Below are 14,714 nucleotides of genomic sequence, written 5' to 3'. Positions count from 1 at the left end.
GTGTGGGTTCGGGTGTTGAGGCTGGGGCGCGGGGCAAGGTCGTCGCTTGGGCTTTGTGGGACTGGGGGTCGGCGGCGTTCAACGCCGTCATCCTCACGTTCGTCTTCACGGTCTATCTGACCGACGGGGTCGCCGCGGACGAGGAGAGCGGGTCGCAGGCGCTCGGGGTCGCGCTCGCGGTCGCGGGTGTGCTGATCGCCTTGCTCGCGCCGGTGAGCGGGCAGCGCAGCGATGCCGGTGGACGGCGCAAGCTGTGGCTCGCGGTGAACACCGGGCTCGTCGTGGCGTGTACGGCGGGGCTGTTCTTCGTGCGGGACGATCCCTCGTACCTGCTGCTGGGGCTCGTCCTGATCGCGGCGGGCAGCGTGTTCTTCGAGCTCGCCGAGGTCAACTACAACGCGATGCTCGTGCAGATCTCGACGCGGAAGACGATCGGGCGGATCTCGGGCTTCGGCTGGGGGATGGGCTACTTCGGCGGCCTGATCGCGTTGACGGTCGTGCTGTTCGCGTTCGTGCAGCCCGATGTCGGGCTGTTCGGCGTGACCTCGGAGGACGGCCTCGATATCCGCGCGGTGGCGCTGTTCTCGGCGCTGTGGTTCGCGGTGTTCGCGCTGCCGTTGCTGCTGTTCGTCCCGGAGGCTCCGGCGTCCAGGGAGCGGGCGGGTGGCAACGTCCTCACCGGGTACGCGGTGCTGGCCAGGCGGCTGCGGACGATGTGGCGCACCGACCGGCGGACGCTCGGGTTCCTCGTGTCGAGCGCGGTGTACCGGGACGGGCTCGCGGCGATCTTCACGTTCGGCGGGGTGGTGGCCGCGGGGACGTTCGGCTTCAGCGCGACCCAGGTGGTGGTCTTCGCGATCGCCGCCAACCTGACGGCCGGTACCGGGGCCGTGCTCGGCGGGCGGCTGGACGACCGGTTCGGGCCGAAGGCCGTGATCGTCGCGGCGCTGGCCGGGCTGATCGCGGTGGGCGGCGCGCTGGTGGTGCTGCGGGGCGAGGTCGCGTTCTGGGTGTGCGGGCTCGCGCTGGCGATGTTCGTCGGGCCGGCGCAGTCGTCCAGCCGGACGTTCCTGGCCCGCATCGTCGCGCCCGAGCGGGAGGGGGAGGCGTTCGGGCTGTACGCCACGACGGGACGGGCCGTGAGCTTCCTCGGGCCGCTGGCGTTCAGCGGGTTCATCGCGCTGTTCGGCACGCAGCGGGCGGGCATGGCGGGGATCGCGCTCGTCCTGCTGGTGGGGCTGGCGGCGCTGCTGCCGGTCCGCGCGCCGGAGCGGGATGTCCCGTCAGAGCAGGGAGATCAGCAGGAAGAGGGCGAGAAGCAGGGCCACCCATAGGACCATCAGGTCCGTGGGCCAGGACGCCGCCTGCACGGGCCGGGCGCCGGACGAGGTGAGCCGGGCGGCCCGCTGCTGCAGCGGGGCCGCCGCGTCCCGGACGCGGGTCACGCCGTTGAGGCCCGTCCGCCAGAGGCGGGGCAGGAGGCGGCGGTAGACGACGTCGGCGTCCAGGTTCACCGACGGCAGTTCGGGCGGGTAGAGGCCGGTCCGCATGAGGACGGTGAACGCCATCGACGCGAGCAGCAGGAGCTGCACCTGGTTGATGACGTGCGGGGTCGTGTAGGCCGTGTAGTCCATCTCGTACGGGAGCAGGCCGTAGAGGAGGCCCGGCGCGACGCCGATGAGGATGGAGCCGGCCGCGGCCAGGCCCATGGCGATCCGCATGTTCAGCGGTGCCTCGGCGACGCGGTACCCCCGGTCGTGGGCGAAGAAGGAGAAGAAGGGGATCTTGATTCCGGCGTGGTGGAAGACGCCGGCGGAGGCGAACAGCAGGAGCAGCCAGACGATCGTGCGGTGCTCGGCGGCGACGGCCTCCATGATGATCGACTTGGTGGCGAAGCCGGAGAACAGCGGGAACGCCGAGATGGACGCGGCGCCGATCACGCACAGCACCATCGTCTGCGGCATCGACTTGTAGAGCCCGCCCAGCTCGGAGCCCTTGGCTGTCCCGGTGCGCAGCAGGACCGCGCCCATGCTCATGAACAGCAGGCCCTTGAACAGGATGTCGGCGAACGCGTGGGCGGCGGCGCCGTTGACGCCGAGCGCGCCGCCGACGCCGACCGCCGCGACCATGAAGCCGAGCTGGTTGATCATGCTGTAGGCGAGGACGCGGCGCAGGTCGTTCTCGATCACCGCGTAGAAGATCGGGAAGCAGGCCATGACCACGCCGACCCACACCAGTTCCCCGGTGCCGGGGAAGCCGCGCGCCAGCACGTACACCGCGAACTTGGTGGTGAACGCCGACAGCGCGACGGTGCCGACGATCGTGGCCTCGGGATAGGTGTCGGTCAGCCAGGCGTGCAGGACCGGGAACGCGCACTTGATCCCGACGGCGAGCAGGATCAGCAGCCCGCCCGCCCCGGACGCGCCGATGAACCCGAACTCCAGCCCGTGCCCGGCGTTGACGTGCAGGACGATCCCGCCCAGCATCAGCAGCCCCGACGCGACCTGCGCGACGAGGTAGCGCATCCCTGCCCGGTAGGCCCGTTCGGTGCGCCGCGCCCAGATCAGGAACACCGACGACAGGCCCGCCAGCTCCCAGAACACGAAAAGCGTGAACAGGTCGCCGGCGAGTGCCCCGCCCACCGCGGACGAGGCGTAGATGGGGATCACGGTCTGCTGCAGCGCGTCCCGCAGGTGCAGGGCATAGACCATGGAGATGAGGGCCGCGGCGAGGAACGCCGTCGCGAAGAGCCGCGCGAGGGCGTCCACCCGAAGCGTCTCCAGGTGGAGGCCGAGGATCTCGAAGCTGCCGTGGACGCCTTCGGGGAGCGTCCACAGCGCGGCGAGCGCGGCCAGGGGGAGCAGCATCATCCACACCGCGCGCACCCGTCCGCGCAGCAGCGGGATGGGCAGCGCGCCCGCGATGAGCAGCAGTGCCGGGTTAATCGTCATCGCCGGCCCGCTCGTAGTAGTCCTCGGGACGCATGAGCACCCGCCGCAGCTCCTTGGCCACCAGGACGAGCGTCACGCTGCCGATGAACCCGTACAGGGCGTAGAAGCCGAAGGTGTTCTCGATGCCGAAGTGCGGGTCCTTGGTGTAAAGCAGGTCGGCGAGGAAGACCAGGGCGCACAGGAGGTAGAGGCCGCGGACGATGCGGTCCACGTTGCGGGGCTCGTCCAGCCAACGGCGGTCGTCTTTCACGGGGTCGTCTTTCACGGTGACTCCAGGACGTCGTTGAGCGGGGCGATGACCGCATCGACTCCGATGAACAGGGCCAGGCAGGCCAGGGCGGTGAGGGCGAGCGGGGCCACCAGCGTCCAGGAAGCCTCCCGGTGGCCGGTCTCGATGGGCGGGCGGAAGAACGCCCGTACCGGGATCGGCATCAGGTAGGCCAGCGCCAGCATCGTCCCCGCCAGCAGGACGCCGAGCATCACGGTCTGCCCGGCGTCGGCGGCGCCGAGCAGCAGCAGCCACTTGCTCCACGTGCCGCCCAGCGGGGGCAGCCCGAGGATGGAGACGGACGCGACGAGGAAGGCCCCGAACGTCCACGGCATGGCGCGCCCGAGCCCGTCGAGCTGGCTGACCTGCGTCAGGTTCGTCGCGGTGTAGATGGCGCCCGCGCAGAAGAACAGGGTGATCTTTGCGGCGGCGTGGTTCGCGATGTGCAGCGCGCCCCCGGAGGCCGCGATGTCGTTGGCCAGCGTCGCGGCGAGGACGATGTAGGCGAGCTGGCTCACGGTCGAGTACGCCAGCCGCTCCTTGAGGTTGTCGCGGGTGACCGCGACGAGCCCCGCGCCGAGCAGTGTGGCCGCCGCGACCCACATCATCGGCTCGGCGGCCCCGGTGACGTCGAGGGTGTCGAGCCCGAACACGTAGATCGCGACCTTGAGGACCGTGAAGACGCCCGCCTTGACCACCGCGACCGCGTGCAGCAGCGCCGACACCGGCGTGGGCGCCACCATCGCGCCGGGCAGCCAGCGGTGGAAGGGGAACAGCGCGGCCTTCCCGATGCCGAACAGGTACAGCGCGAACAGGACGGTCAGCGTGGCCGTTCCCGCCGTGCCGGCGAGGATGCCGCCGGTCGCGAAGTCCGTGGTGCCGGCGAGGACGGCCGTCCAGACGATCGCCGGGAGCAGCAGCCCGATCGACGTCGTCAGCAGCAGGCCGAGGTAGATCCGTCCGCCCCGTTTGGCCTGCTCGTTGCCGGAATGGGTGACCAGCGGCCAGGTCGACAGCGTCAGCACCTCGTAGCCGATGAACAGCGTCGCGAGGTTCCCGGAGAAGGCGATCCACAGTGCCGCCGCGATGGCCACGGCGAAGAAGAAGGAGAAGCGGGTCTGGTGGCGCTGCAGGTTGCCGCGCATGTAGCCGATGGCGTACAGGGTCGTGACCGGCCACAGCAGCCCGGCGACGGCCGCGAACAGCAGGCCGAGCGGTTCCAGCTCGAACACCAGCGAGATGCCCGGCAGCCAGTCCCACAGCCGGAACGTCAGCCCGTCGTTCGCGGCCGGCCACAGCGACAGCACGAGCGCGGCCGTCGCGACGCCCGCGACCAGCGACGCCGCCTCGCGCAGGTTGGGACGGCGCTTGAGGGCGACCACCGCGAGCCCGCCCAGCAGCGGCACCGCGACGATGACCGGCAGGGCGAGCGCGCTGTCGGGGGACAGCCAGCTTGTGCCCGCGAACGTGGCCTGGACGCTCACTTCGCCACCCCCACCAGCACGGACGAGGCGCCCTCGGCGAGGCTCATCGGCCACTCGGGCGCGATCCCGAACACCAGGGAGACGATCACGAGCGCCCACGTCGCGGCGGTCATGCTCAGCGGGGGCCGCGCCACCGCCACGGGTTCGGCGGGACGGCGGAACCACCCGGCCTCGATGACCCGCCCGACGTACACCAGCGACAGCAGCGAGCTGACCAGCAGCACCGCGAGGACCGCCCAGCGCCCGTCCGCGATGAGCGCCTCGGCGAGCACCCATTTGCTGACGAACCCGGCGGTCGGCGGCACCCCGACCAGGCCGAGCCCGGACAGGACGATCGCGGCGAACGTCCACGGCATCGTCCGGCCCATGCCCGCCATGTCCGACAGCCGCGCCGAGCCGAGCCGGAGCACCACGATGCCCGCGGCGGCGAACAGCGCGCCCTTGATGACCGCGTGGTTGATGACGTGCAGGTACGCGGCGGTGACGCCATCGGCGGTCGCGAGGCTGAACCCGGCGGCGATGTACCCGACCTGGGCGATGCTCGACCAGGCCAGCAGGTACTTGAAGTCGGACTGGAAGCAGGCCACGGCGGACGCGACCAGCATGCCCAGGCATGCCAGCACCAGCCCCACGTCGGTCATCGGCATCCGGCCGAAGACGAGCGCCGCGCCGAAGACGCCGAACGCGAAGCGCAGCAGCAGGTAGATCGCGACCTTGGTGTTGGTCGCCGACAGGAACACCGAGACCGCCGACGGCGACTCCGCGTAGGCACCGGGCAGCCAGCCGTGCAGCGGGAACAGCGCCATCTTGATGGCGAGCCCCACGAACACGAAGACCACGGCGGCGGACAGGGCGCGGTTGCCGTAGATGTCGGGGAGCCGCTGCGCGAGGTCCGCCATGTTGAGCGTCCCGGTGACGGCGTAGGCGAGCCCGATGCCGATCAGCACGAACGTGGCGCCGATCGTCCCCACGATCAGGTACTGGAACGCGGACAGCAGGGCGCGCCTGCGCCGCCCCATCGCGACCAGCGCGTACGACGACAGCGAGGTGATCTCCAGGAAGACGAAGGCGTTGAACGCGTCGCCGGTGGCCGCGATGCCGAGCAGGCCGGTGAGGTTCAGGCACAGGCAGGCGTAGAACAGCGGGACCTTGGACGGCTCGATCTCCGCCGCGACGCTCGCCCGGCAGTAGACCGCGGCGGCGACGCCGATCGCCGCCACCAGGATCAGCACGGGGACGTTGGCCCGGTCGATGACGTACTCGATGCCGGCGGGCGCCTCCCACCCGCCCATCGCGTAGTGGATCACCTCGCCGCCGGCGACCTGCCAGGCCAGCACGGACGCGCAGACCAAGGCCGCCACGGCGGTGGTGAGGAACAGCAGCCAGGCGACCGTCCGGTTGCGCAGCAGCACGCACAGCGGGGCGCCCAGCAGGGGGATCACGACTTGCAGCGCGGGGAGGTGGTCGGTCACGAGGCAGCCTCACCGTCGCGGAGGGCATCCCGTCCGGCGGCGTCGTCGCGTTCCGCGCCGTCCCGTTCCGCGCCGTCCCGTTCCGCGCCGTCCCGTTCCGCCGCGTCGTCGCGCGCGATGGCCTCGTCCTCCTCGATCGTGCCGTACGCCTCGTGGATGCGGATCACGAGCGCGAGGCCCATGGACGTCGTGGCGATGCCCACGACGATCGCGGTGAGGATCAGGACGTGCGGCAGCGGGTGCGAGTAGACCTCGACGCCCTCCTCGACGATCGGCGCCCGGCCGTCCTCGACCTTGCCGAGGGCGATGTAGAACATGAACACGCCGATCTGGAACAGGTTGAGCCCGATCAGCTTCTTCACCAGGTTGCCGTGGCTGATCACCGCGTACAGGCCGATGACCATGAGCACGAAGACGAACCAGAAGATGTACGGGATGTCGGTCATCGGCGGGCCCCGCGGCTCGCGAAGCAGTAGTAGACCGCGATCAGTACCGCCGCCACCGTGATCCCCACCCCGGTCTCGATGATCAGGATGCCGTAGTGCTGGCCCTCCTCCGGATGCCCGGGGACGAGCGTGTCGTAGTCGAGGAAGGCGCCGCCCAGCGCCAGGTTCAGCACCCCGAGCCCGGCGTAGAGCAGGACGCCCACCGGCACGAGGCTCAGCATCACCGGCCAGGGCAGGACGCGTTCGACCTCGCCGATCCCGAACACCAGGCTGTAGAGGACGAACCCCGCCGCGAAGATGACACCGGCCTGGAACCCCCCGCCCGGCCCGTAGTCGCCGTGGAAGAGGATGTAGCAGGCGAAGAGCAGGATGAAGGGCATCAGCAGCTTGCTGACCACGCGGAGCACCCGGTACTCGCTCATCACGACCGCCCGCGCCGTCTCGTGCTCTCCCATGCCGCCTTCGTCGTCCCCGTCCTCGTCCTCCGGGCGGCGGGCCCGCATCAGCAGCAGCGCCACGGCGATCCCCGCCGTGAAGATCACCACCAATTCGCCCAGCGTGTCGTAGCCGCGGTAGCTCGCCAGGACGGCCGCGACCGTGTTCGGGACGCCGATCTCCTCCTGCGACTCCTCCAGGTAGACCTGCCCCACCGGATGGGTCTGCACGGGGGTGCCCGGGTCGGCGAACTGCGGCAGGTCCTGCGCCGCGTACAGCAGCGTGGCACCGAGCAGGACGGCCACCGCGCCGCCCGACCACAGCCTGCGCCGGGGGGTGACCGCCGCGCGCGAGCGGGTCAGCCGCAGCGTCGCGATGAACAGGACCGTGCTGATCCCCGTGCCCACGGCCGCCTCGGTGATGGCGACGTCCAGCGCGTCCAGCACCACGAACAGGCTCGCCGACAGCAGCCCGGCCAGCGCGGTCAGCATCGTCGCCTCGTACAGCGCGCGCAGCCGGGTGATCGCGAGGGCCGCCGCCAGGAGCAGGGTGAACAGCGAGACGTTCATCAGCACCAGCAACGACATCAGCGGTCCCCCTGCCCGTCGCCCGCGGGGCCGGGCAGCCGCTCGCCGTCCCGGCGCGCCGCCTGCGCCAGCGCGTGCGCGGCGGTCGGGCTCGTCACCAGCATGAACAGCAGGATCAGCACGATGCGCACCCCGCTCGCCCAGCCGTCCACCTGCAGCAGCAGCCCGAGGAGCAGCAGCGTCCCGCCCGCGGCGTCGGTGAGGCCGCCCGCGTGCGTGCGGCTGTAGAAGTCCGGGAAGCGCAGCAGCCCGACGCCGCCGGAGATCACGAGCACGCAGCCGGCCAGCAGCAGCGCGCCGCTGACGATGTCGAGGAGCAGGGCGACGCTCACCGGGCCTGCCCCTCGTCCGGCGCGGGCAGCAGCTCTTCCAGGTGCGTCAGCCGCAGCACGGCGATCGTGGCGACGAAGTTGACCAGCGCGTACAGCAGCGCGATGTCGAAGATGTACGGCCGCCCCGACATGACGCCGACGACCGAGATGAACAGGACGGTCTTCGTCCCGAACATGTTGATGGCCAGGAGGCGGTTGTAGAGCCGCGGCCCCAGGAACGCCCGGACGAGGGTCAGCGCCATCGCGACGAGCAGCCCGGCGGCGGCCGCGCCGAGCATCACCGCTTCTCCAGCCCGCGGACCCGGCGCGGCATCGCGCTGTCGCGCACCTCCGCGACGCCGCCCTCCTGGAGGCTGTGCACCTCGATGTCACTGTCGCTGAACGAGACCGCGAGGGTGCCCGGCGTCAGCGTGATCGAGTTCGCGTAGACGACCTTCGCGACCTCCCGCATGTCCCCGGCCGGGACGGTACCGAAGGCGGGCTTGACCGCGGTCCGCGGCGACCACACCAGCCGCAGCACCGACAGCGCCGAGAGCATGATCTGCCCGACCAGCCACAGCAGGTAGAGCGGCAGGCGCGGGACCATCCGCAGCGGAAGGCTCTCGTCGTCGGCGACCCGCATCCGCCCGACGACCCAGAGCACCAGCGCCACCGACAGCGCCCCGAGCGTGAGCAGCAGCCACGTGTAGTGCCCGGACATCATCAGCCAGAATCCCGCGAGCAGGGGAGGCAGTGCGAGCGCCGTCCCACGGTGCCGCGGCGACGTGGCGCGAATCAGGGGCATACATGAACTCCGGAAGACGTCGGACCACAATTCGCCGACCAGGCTTCCCGGCACACCGCCCACGACACTAACGGCAATCCCACCGGATCACCACACGCACCCCCCTGGGTGAGGGCCGTCCGAAAAGGGGTACCCGAGCGGACGGCGGCGGTTCCCGGCGCTTGCCGGACGGACCTGGTCGAACGCAGGAGGGGTGGCATGCTCGCGAGCGGCGGCAAGGCACACCCCTCCCTTCAGCGCCGGCGGCGCCACAGCCGCTTCAGCCGCTTCAGCCGGCCGAGGAGCCGGGGGGACGCGGTCGGTGGCGCCGGTACGCGCTCCTTCAGCGCCCCCTCGCGAACGGCGGCGATCGCGTCGTCCTGGTCGACCCCGGCGAACGTGATGACGTCGGTCGCGACCAGTCCCAGGGAGTGCGCCAGCGCCGCCAGGTCCGTCTCGTCCGGCACCTCTTTCGCGGCGATCTGGGTCGCGATCTCCAGCGCGCGATCGGCGGCGCGCTGCCGTGTCTCGGCGTCGTTGAGATCCCGCGCAAGCGCGTCGAGGAGACCGGCGAGTTCCCGCACCGGCTCCTCGACCGGGCGGCGGGCGTCGGAGCCGGTCGTCGCGACGAGCCGCGCGAGCATGACGCAGCTGGCGTTGAGCAGGTCGAGGTGCCCGGCGTCCTCGGTCTCCCGCACGATGACGGTCGCGCGCGCCCGCCAGGCCAGCGTGCGGCGGGTGACGTTGGTGCTCGCGCGCCCGGCCCGGCGCAGCTCGGTCAGGTGGTCGCGCACCTCGCGCAGCTCCCCGACGGCCTGCCCGGCGAGGTCGTCGTCGTCCTCGGCGATGGCGCGCGCGCTCGTCGCGAGCCCATCGGCGATCGCGGCGAGCGCGGCCCGCTCGGCGCGGCGCAGCAGCCCCAGCGGCTCGGGCGGGAAGAGCAACTGGGTGAACACCAGCGCGACGCCGGTACCGACCAGAGCGTCCACGAGGCGCTCCAGGCCGTTCTCCACGTCCCCGACCGCGATCACGAGGATGGCGCTGACCGCCGACTGCACCGCGACGAGCGGCGGGTCCGCGATGGCGCGGGCGAGGGCGACGGACGCAAAGACGGCGACCGCCATCACACCGAAGCCGGTCCCCATCGTGATGAGGACGATGTCGCCCACGAGCAGCCCGAGGATCACCCCCACCACGATCCGGACGGCGTTCACCCCGCGCTCCCCGAGGTTCGCGATCAGCACGATGATCGCCGCGACGGGCGCGAAGAACGGGGCGGGGTGGTCGAGCAGGTACCGGGAGATGCCCCATGCCAGGCTGGCCCCGGTGGTCGCCTGCAGGACGATCCACCAGTCCGCGAGGGCACGGCGGCCGGCCGCCGCAAGGCCCGACCTCGCGCGACGCCCGACCGTACGGGGGCTGGGTGCTCTCATCTCCCGCTTCCTTCCCGCGCAGCGCCGTCTAACTGCGCGGGCCGACATCCGAAGGAGACGCCGGCGATGAAGGCCGAGCAGATCACCGACCCGGTCGCCTATCACGCGGAGGGGCCGGTCTGGTCCGACACGTGGGGCGGCCTCAGATGGCTGGACATGCTCGCGGGGGACGTCCTGTCCCTCGCCCCGGACGGGACGGTCGGCCGCCGCAACGTCGGCACCGTCGTCGCCGCGGTCCGGCCGCGGCACGGCGGCGGCGCGGTGATCGCCGTCGAGCGCGGCTTCGCCCTGGAGGAGCCGGACGGGACGGTGGCGCCGCTGCCCCCGCTCTGGAGCGATGACGGGATCCGCATGAACGAGGGCGGCTGCGACCCGGACGGCCGGTTCTACTGCGGCACCATCGCCTACGACGTGCGGGAGGGCGCGGCGTCGGTGTACCGCCTCGACCCGGACGGCTCCACCAGGGTCGTCCTCGACGCCGTGACGATCTCCAACGGCCTCGACTGGAGCCCGGACGGCACCCGCGCCTACTACGTCGACACCGCCACCGGGCGGATCGACGTCTTCGACTACGACCGGGAGCGCGGGCTGACCAGCCGCCGCCCGTTCGCCGACGCGCTGCCCGGCCCGGACGGCCTGACCGTCGACGCGGACGGCGGCGTGTGGGTGGCCCTGTACAACGGCGGCTCCGTCCGCCGGTACGCGCCCGACGGCGGCCTGGACGAGGTCGTGGAGGTCCCCGTCACGAAGGCGACGGCCTGCACGTTCGGCGGCCCCGGCCTCGACCGGCTGTTCATCACCACGTCCCGCGAGAACCTGGCCCCGGACGAGGAGCCGGACGCGGGAGCACTGTTCGCCTGCACACCCGGCGTGCGGGGCATGCCGACAAGGGGGTTCTCCGGATGACCGACGCACACGGCAAGGAGCAGACACTCGTCATTCTCGGGGCGCGCGGCGACCTGACACGCCGCCTGCTCCTGCCGGGGCTGGGCGGGCTCGTCGAGGCGTCGTCCCTGGACGACCTGAACCTCGTCGGCAGCGACCGCGAGGAATGGAGCGACGGGGAGTGGCGCTCGCTCGTCGCGGAGGCGTTCGCCGACGGCGGCGCCGGCGGACCGGCCGTTGACACCGTCCTCGGCAACGCCCGCTACGTCGCCGCCGACGCCACCGACGAGGACGACCTCCGCCGGATCATGGAGAGCCGCCGGGGCCGGCTCACTTTGTACTTCGCGCTGCCCCCGGCGGTGATCGCCGAGTCCTGTCGGATACTGGCCGGCATCGGTGTCCCCCCCGGGACGCGCCTGGTCCTGGAGAAGCCGTTCGGCACGAACTCCGGTGAGGCGGCCGAGCTGAACGACGTCCTGCACGGGTTCATGCCGGAGGACCACGTCCACCGCGTCGACCACTTCCTCGGCATGTCGACCGTGCTCAACATCCTGGGCGTGCGGTTCGCCAACCGGGTGATCGAGCCGCTGCTGACCGCCGAGCACGTCCAGGCGGTCGACATCGTGTTCGACGAGACCCTCGGCCTCGAAGGCCGCGCCGGCTTCTACGACGGAACGGGCGCCCTGCGCGACATGCTCCAGAGCCACCTGCTGCAGGTGCTGTCGTTCGTGGCGATGACCCCGCCGAGCACCCTCGACCCGGTCGACATGCGCGACGCCAAGGCGCAGGTGCTCCGGGCCACCCGTGTCTGGAACGACGACCCCGAGCGGTTCAGCCGCCGCGCCCGCTACACCGCCGGCGAGGTCGACGGCCGCTCGCTCCCCTCCTACGTGGACGAGCAGGGCATCGACCCGTCCCGGGAGACCGAGACGCTCGCCGAGGTCGTGTTCGCGGTGGACACCTGGCGGTGGGCGGGCGTGCCGTTCCGCGTCCGGTCGGGGAAGGCGATCGGGTCGCCGCGGCAGGAGGTCCGCGTGACCTTCAAGCGCCCGCCGCTGATCCCGGCCGGCCTGGCGGGCGAGGCCGTCGACAACCGGCTGCGCATCGGCATCGGCTGCAGCCGCCTCCAGCTGGACCTCAACATCACCGGGGCCGGCGACCCGTTCGACATCGAGCAGGTGTCGTTGGACGGCGGTTTCGACCCCGGCGACCTGCTGGAGTACGGCGAGGTACTGCGCGGCGTGCTGCAAGACGAGAAGCCGTTGTCGGTGCGCGGCGACATGTCGGTCGAGTCGTGGCGCATCGTCGAACCGGTCCTGGACGCCTGGCGCGCCGGTAGCGTCCCCCTGGACGAGTACACGGCCGGCAGCAAGGGCCCGTCCACCTGGCAACCCCTCGCGACCTGACGCCGGCATCCGATGGCGACGGGCCTATTGCGTCAGTGATTGCTGGCTTGGTTGAATGGCGGTCTGGTCGACGCCTACCCCCGGGAGCCCGGCATGAGACCGTCCCTCGCCCTCCGAATCGCTGCCGCGGCCTTGCTCGGCGCGGGCCTCGCCGCGGGGCCCGCGACCCCGGCCGCCGCGGCGGAACCGGCCCCGCTGAAGGCCGCCCCCGCCCCGTGGCTGTGGCCGCGCAGCGGGCTGGAGGCGGTGTCCGCGACCGGCCCGGACGACGTGTGGGCCGCCGGTTACCAGGGGTACCAGGGGATCGACTGGTCGATCCCGATGTTCGGGGCCGGCACGATCCACGTCCTGCCGCCGAAACCCGCTGTCGTCCGCTGGAACGGCTCGTCCTGGCGGACGTACGACCCGCCCGGCGCCGGCGGTGACGCCGTGCTGAAGGAGATCAAGGCCCGGACCCCGTCCGACGTGTGGGCGACCGGAGTGCTCCGCCCGCACGGGCAGGCCGCCCCCTACCTCGCGCACTGGAACGGGACGCGCTGGCAGCAGGTGCAGGGCCCGGCCGGGAACTGCGCGCCGGGCGATCCGGCCCCCGACTCAACCGGCGCGTGGTTCTCCTGCGGCGGCGGCCTGTACCGCCTCCAGGACGGCCAGTGGACCGTTCAGGACGCGGGCCGCCCACCCGGCGCGTGCTGCGTCGGCGTCCGCGACATCTCCGTGCTGTCGGACGACGCCGCCTGGGCGGCGGCCACCTGGGGCCTGCTGAGATGGGACGGCCAGACGTGGAGCGAGGTCCCGGGCTTCGACGGGGCCCAGTTCGCGAGCGTCCTCGCCGTCTCCGCCGACGAGGTCTGGGCGACCGGCTCCAGAAGCACGGACGGACCCATCAGGGACCCGTTCATGGTGCGCTGGGACGGCGTCTCCTGGCAGGAGTTGCCCGCGCCCCCGCACGGCGAGAGGCTGGTCAAGACCGGTGACGGGACCCTGTGGAGCACCCGCGACTACTTCGGCAGGCTCTACCGCCTGGACGGCTCGTCGTGGACGCAGGTCACCCAGCCGACACCGGCCGACGGCCGCGTCACCGACGGAACCGCCGTCCCGGGCACCCCGGCTTTGTGGCTGGTCGGCAAGACCCCGAACGTCCCGGTCGTCATGAATAACGGTTAAGCCTTCCGGCACATCCCGAGGTATAACGGAGGGAGTCTCCCCTCCCCGCGCCAGGTGAGCCATGCCAAAGACCGAAACCCGGGAAATCACCTACGTATCAACTGACCAGCCGCTCATCCCGATCCCCGACTCTGCCTCCGAGTCGGTGGCATCGGCCGTCGAAACCATCAAAAGAGAAAGGTACTTCGCCGTCGCCGACGACCTCGACGGTGAGTTCCACGCGCCGCACAAGCTCAGGCTGCGGGTTCCGGACACCGAAGCGGACCGTTTCATTGAGGCCACTCGCACGCTGGTCGAGCGCGTGAGAGAGATATCCCGGCAGGACGACATCGACCGTGCCCGGCTGAATCCGAATCGTCTGCGGACGTGGCGCCGCGTCCTGTGGATGGTCCGGAATGCGGGCGGCCCCGACCGGATGCGCGAGGCGTACCGCGAGGAGTACGAGGCCGTCCGCGCCCGGCAGTACGGCGAAGTGGCCCTCGCGTACCAGGCGTACGACGAGCAGACCGCGGACTTGGCCGAGTACGTCCGGGCGGAGTTGGCCCGCAAGAAGCAAAAGGCGCAGCGGGATAAGGAAAGGCGGGCAGCACGGGAACGACGCAAACGCGAGGAGCGTGCCGCCGCCCTGGGCGGCCCCGAGGACGCGATCTGGACGTGCCGCCTGCGAGAGGACTCCGAAGGGCAATGGGCCATCGACGTCTGGCTCCCGGCCCTTGACCCGGACCCGACCCCCCGCAAGCGCCGGTTGCTGAAGGACGTCACGGCCGGCGAAGTCCAGGCGGAGATCACCAGACAACGCGCGGAGCACCCCTATACCAGCGTCGTTTGGTCGCCCAACACTCGCCGGGCCATGCGGGAACGGAACGGAAGCCGGGCCGGAAAAGAGATAATCACCTGGGAGGAACTGACGGGAGAGCGCATAAAACCGCGTCCTCCCAGGCCGCGCAAGAACCGCAGCAGCGGCCCCACCCACGGACCTTCCAGCACCTACGGCAGCGACTACGGAGCCGGCGGCTCCGGCGGCGACTTCGGTGGCGGGGACTACGGCGGCGCCGGTTACGGCGGCGGCTTCGGCGGCTCCTACTGAC

Annotated in this window: 15 protein-coding genes; 5 read left to right on the top strand and 10 right to left on the bottom strand. The window is 71.5% G+C overall.

Annotated elements, in window-relative coordinates; genetic code table 11:
- Positions 1-1,334, top strand: a 1,334-nt coding sequence (locus E1200_RS21725; protein WP_207933486.1) for an MFS transporter, incomplete at its 5' end; no start/stop codon positions are given.
- Here E1200_RS21725 and E1200_RS21720 read toward each other — a convergent pair.
- The 10 genes from E1200_RS21720 to E1200_RS21675 all read right to left on the bottom strand — a co-directional run bounded on the left by E1200_RS21720 (position 1,284) and on the right by E1200_RS21675 (position 10,171).
- On the bottom strand, positions 1,284-2,951 hold the full coding sequence (locus tag E1200_RS21720) for a Na(+)/H(+) antiporter subunit D (protein ID WP_131953894.1): 1,668 nt from the start codon (positions 2,949-2,951) through the stop codon (positions 1,284-1,286). The genes E1200_RS21725 and E1200_RS21720 overlap by 51 nt on opposite strands.
- Entirely contained in the window at positions 2,941-3,216 is a 276-nt protein-coding gene (locus tag E1200_RS21715) for a hypothetical protein (protein ID WP_207933485.1), read from the bottom strand. Before E1200_RS21715 ends, E1200_RS21720 begins: the two co-directional genes overlap by 11 nt.
- A complete protein-coding gene (locus E1200_RS21710; protein WP_207933484.1) occupies positions 3,213-4,703 on the bottom strand; it encodes a proton-conducting transporter membrane subunit in 1,491 nt (496 codons plus the stop codon). Before E1200_RS21710 ends, E1200_RS21715 begins: the two co-directional genes overlap by 4 nt.
- Positions 4,700-6,175 (bottom strand): monovalent cation/H+ antiporter subunit D family protein, encoded by a 1,476-nt coding sequence (locus E1200_RS21705; RefSeq protein ID WP_131953893.1) that lies wholly within the window; start codon positions 6,173-6,175, stop codon positions 4,700-4,702. Before E1200_RS21705 ends, E1200_RS21710 begins: the two co-directional genes overlap by 4 nt.
- Positions 6,172-6,621, bottom strand: a complete 450-nt coding sequence (locus E1200_RS21700) for a cation:proton antiporter subunit C (protein WP_131953892.1) — start codon at positions 6,619-6,621, stop codon at positions 6,172-6,174. The genes E1200_RS21705 and E1200_RS21700 overlap by 4 nt, the downstream gene beginning before the upstream one ends.
- A complete protein-coding gene (locus E1200_RS21695; protein WP_131953891.1) occupies positions 6,618-7,643 on the bottom strand; it encodes a DUF4040 domain-containing protein in 1,026 nt (341 codons plus the stop codon). Before E1200_RS21695 ends, E1200_RS21700 begins: the two co-directional genes overlap by 4 nt.
- A complete protein-coding gene (mnhG, locus tag E1200_RS21690) occupies positions 7,643-7,975 on the bottom strand; it encodes a monovalent cation/H(+) antiporter subunit G (RefSeq protein ID WP_131953890.1) in 333 nt (110 codons plus the stop codon). The genes E1200_RS21695 and mnhG overlap by 1 nt, the downstream gene beginning before the upstream one ends.
- Positions 7,972-8,253, bottom strand: a complete 282-nt coding sequence (locus E1200_RS21685; RefSeq protein ID WP_131953896.1) for a monovalent cation/H+ antiporter complex subunit F — start codon at positions 8,251-8,253, stop codon at positions 7,972-7,974. The genes mnhG and E1200_RS21685 overlap by 4 nt, the downstream gene beginning before the upstream one ends.
- Complete coding sequence (locus E1200_RS21680; RefSeq protein WP_131953889.1) at positions 8,253-8,759, bottom strand: Na+/H+ antiporter subunit E; 507 nt, start codon at positions 8,757-8,759, stop codon at positions 8,253-8,255. Before E1200_RS21680 ends, E1200_RS21685 begins: the two co-directional genes overlap by 1 nt.
- A gap of 233 nt (positions 8,760-8,992) precedes the next feature.
- Positions 8,993-10,171, bottom strand: coding sequence for an FUSC family protein (locus E1200_RS21675; RefSeq protein WP_207933482.1), 1,179 nt, complete (start codon positions 10,169-10,171; stop codon positions 8,993-8,995).
- Positions 10,172-10,237: 66 nt separating this feature from the next.
- Here E1200_RS21675 and E1200_RS21670 point away from each other — a divergent pair, with 66 nt between their 5' ends.
- From E1200_RS21670 to E1200_RS33860, 4 genes are all read left to right on the top strand, one after another.
- Positions 10,238-11,077 (top strand): SMP-30/gluconolactonase/LRE family protein, encoded by an 840-nt coding sequence (locus E1200_RS21670; RefSeq protein ID WP_131953887.1) that lies wholly within the window; start codon positions 10,238-10,240, stop codon positions 11,075-11,077.
- Positions 11,074-12,462 (top strand): glucose-6-phosphate dehydrogenase, encoded by a 1,389-nt coding sequence (locus tag E1200_RS21665; RefSeq protein WP_131953886.1) that lies wholly within the window; start codon positions 11,074-11,076, stop codon positions 12,460-12,462. Before E1200_RS21670 ends, E1200_RS21665 begins: the two co-directional genes overlap by 4 nt.
- Positions 12,463-12,555: 93 nt before the next feature.
- Entirely contained in the window at positions 12,556-13,626 is a 1,071-nt protein-coding gene (locus E1200_RS21660; RefSeq protein WP_131953885.1) for a hypothetical protein, read from the top strand.
- Between the two features lie 61 nt (positions 13,627-13,687).
- Complete coding sequence (locus tag E1200_RS33860) at positions 13,688-14,713, top strand: hypothetical protein (protein WP_165950403.1); 1,026 nt, start codon at positions 13,688-13,690, stop codon at positions 14,711-14,713.
- Position 14,714: the final 1 nt, after the last annotated feature.

This window comes from Actinomadura sp. GC306, assembly GCF_004348665.1.
Lineage (GTDB): Bacteria > Actinomycetota > Actinomycetes > Streptosporangiales > Streptosporangiaceae > Spirillospora.
This window is presented reverse-complemented; position numbering and strand designations above follow the sequence as displayed.

Bases quoted from the DNA above. Each gene is read 5' to 3' on its own strand.
- E1200_RS21720 (WP_131953894.1), bottom strand. From the start codon at position 2,951: ATGACGATTAACCCGGCACTGCTGCTCATCGCGGGCGCGCTGCCCATC.
- E1200_RS21670 (WP_131953887.1), top strand. From the start codon at position 10,238: ATGAAGGCCGAGCAGATCACCGACCCGGTCGCCTATCACGCGGAGGGG.
- E1200_RS21680 (WP_131953889.1), bottom strand. From the start codon at position 8,759: ATGCCCCTGATTCGCGCCACGTCGCCGCGGCACCGTGGGACGGCGCTC.
- E1200_RS21660 (WP_131953885.1), top strand. From the start codon at position 12,556: ATGAGACCGTCCCTCGCCCTCCGAATCGCTGCCGCGGCCTTGCTCGGC.
- E1200_RS21695 (WP_131953891.1), bottom strand. From the start codon at position 7,643: ATGTCGTTGCTGGTGCTGATGAACGTCTCGCTGTTCACCCTGCTCCTG.
- E1200_RS21700 (WP_131953892.1), bottom strand. From the start codon at position 6,621: ATGACCGACATCCCGTACATCTTCTGGTTCGTCTTCGTGCTCATGGTC.
- E1200_RS33860 (WP_165950403.1), top strand. From the start codon at position 13,688: ATGCCAAAGACCGAAACCCGGGAAATCACCTACGTATCAACTGACCAG.
- E1200_RS21685 (WP_131953896.1), bottom strand. From the start codon at position 8,253: ATGCTCGGCGCGGCCGCCGCCGGGCTGCTCGTCGCGATGGCGCTGACC.
- E1200_RS21675 (WP_207933482.1), bottom strand. From the start codon at position 10,171: ATGAGAGCACCCAGCCCCCGTACGGTCGGGCGTCGCGCGAGGTCGGGC.
- E1200_RS21665 (WP_131953886.1), top strand. From the start codon at position 11,074: ATGACCGACGCACACGGCAAGGAGCAGACACTCGTCATTCTCGGGGCG.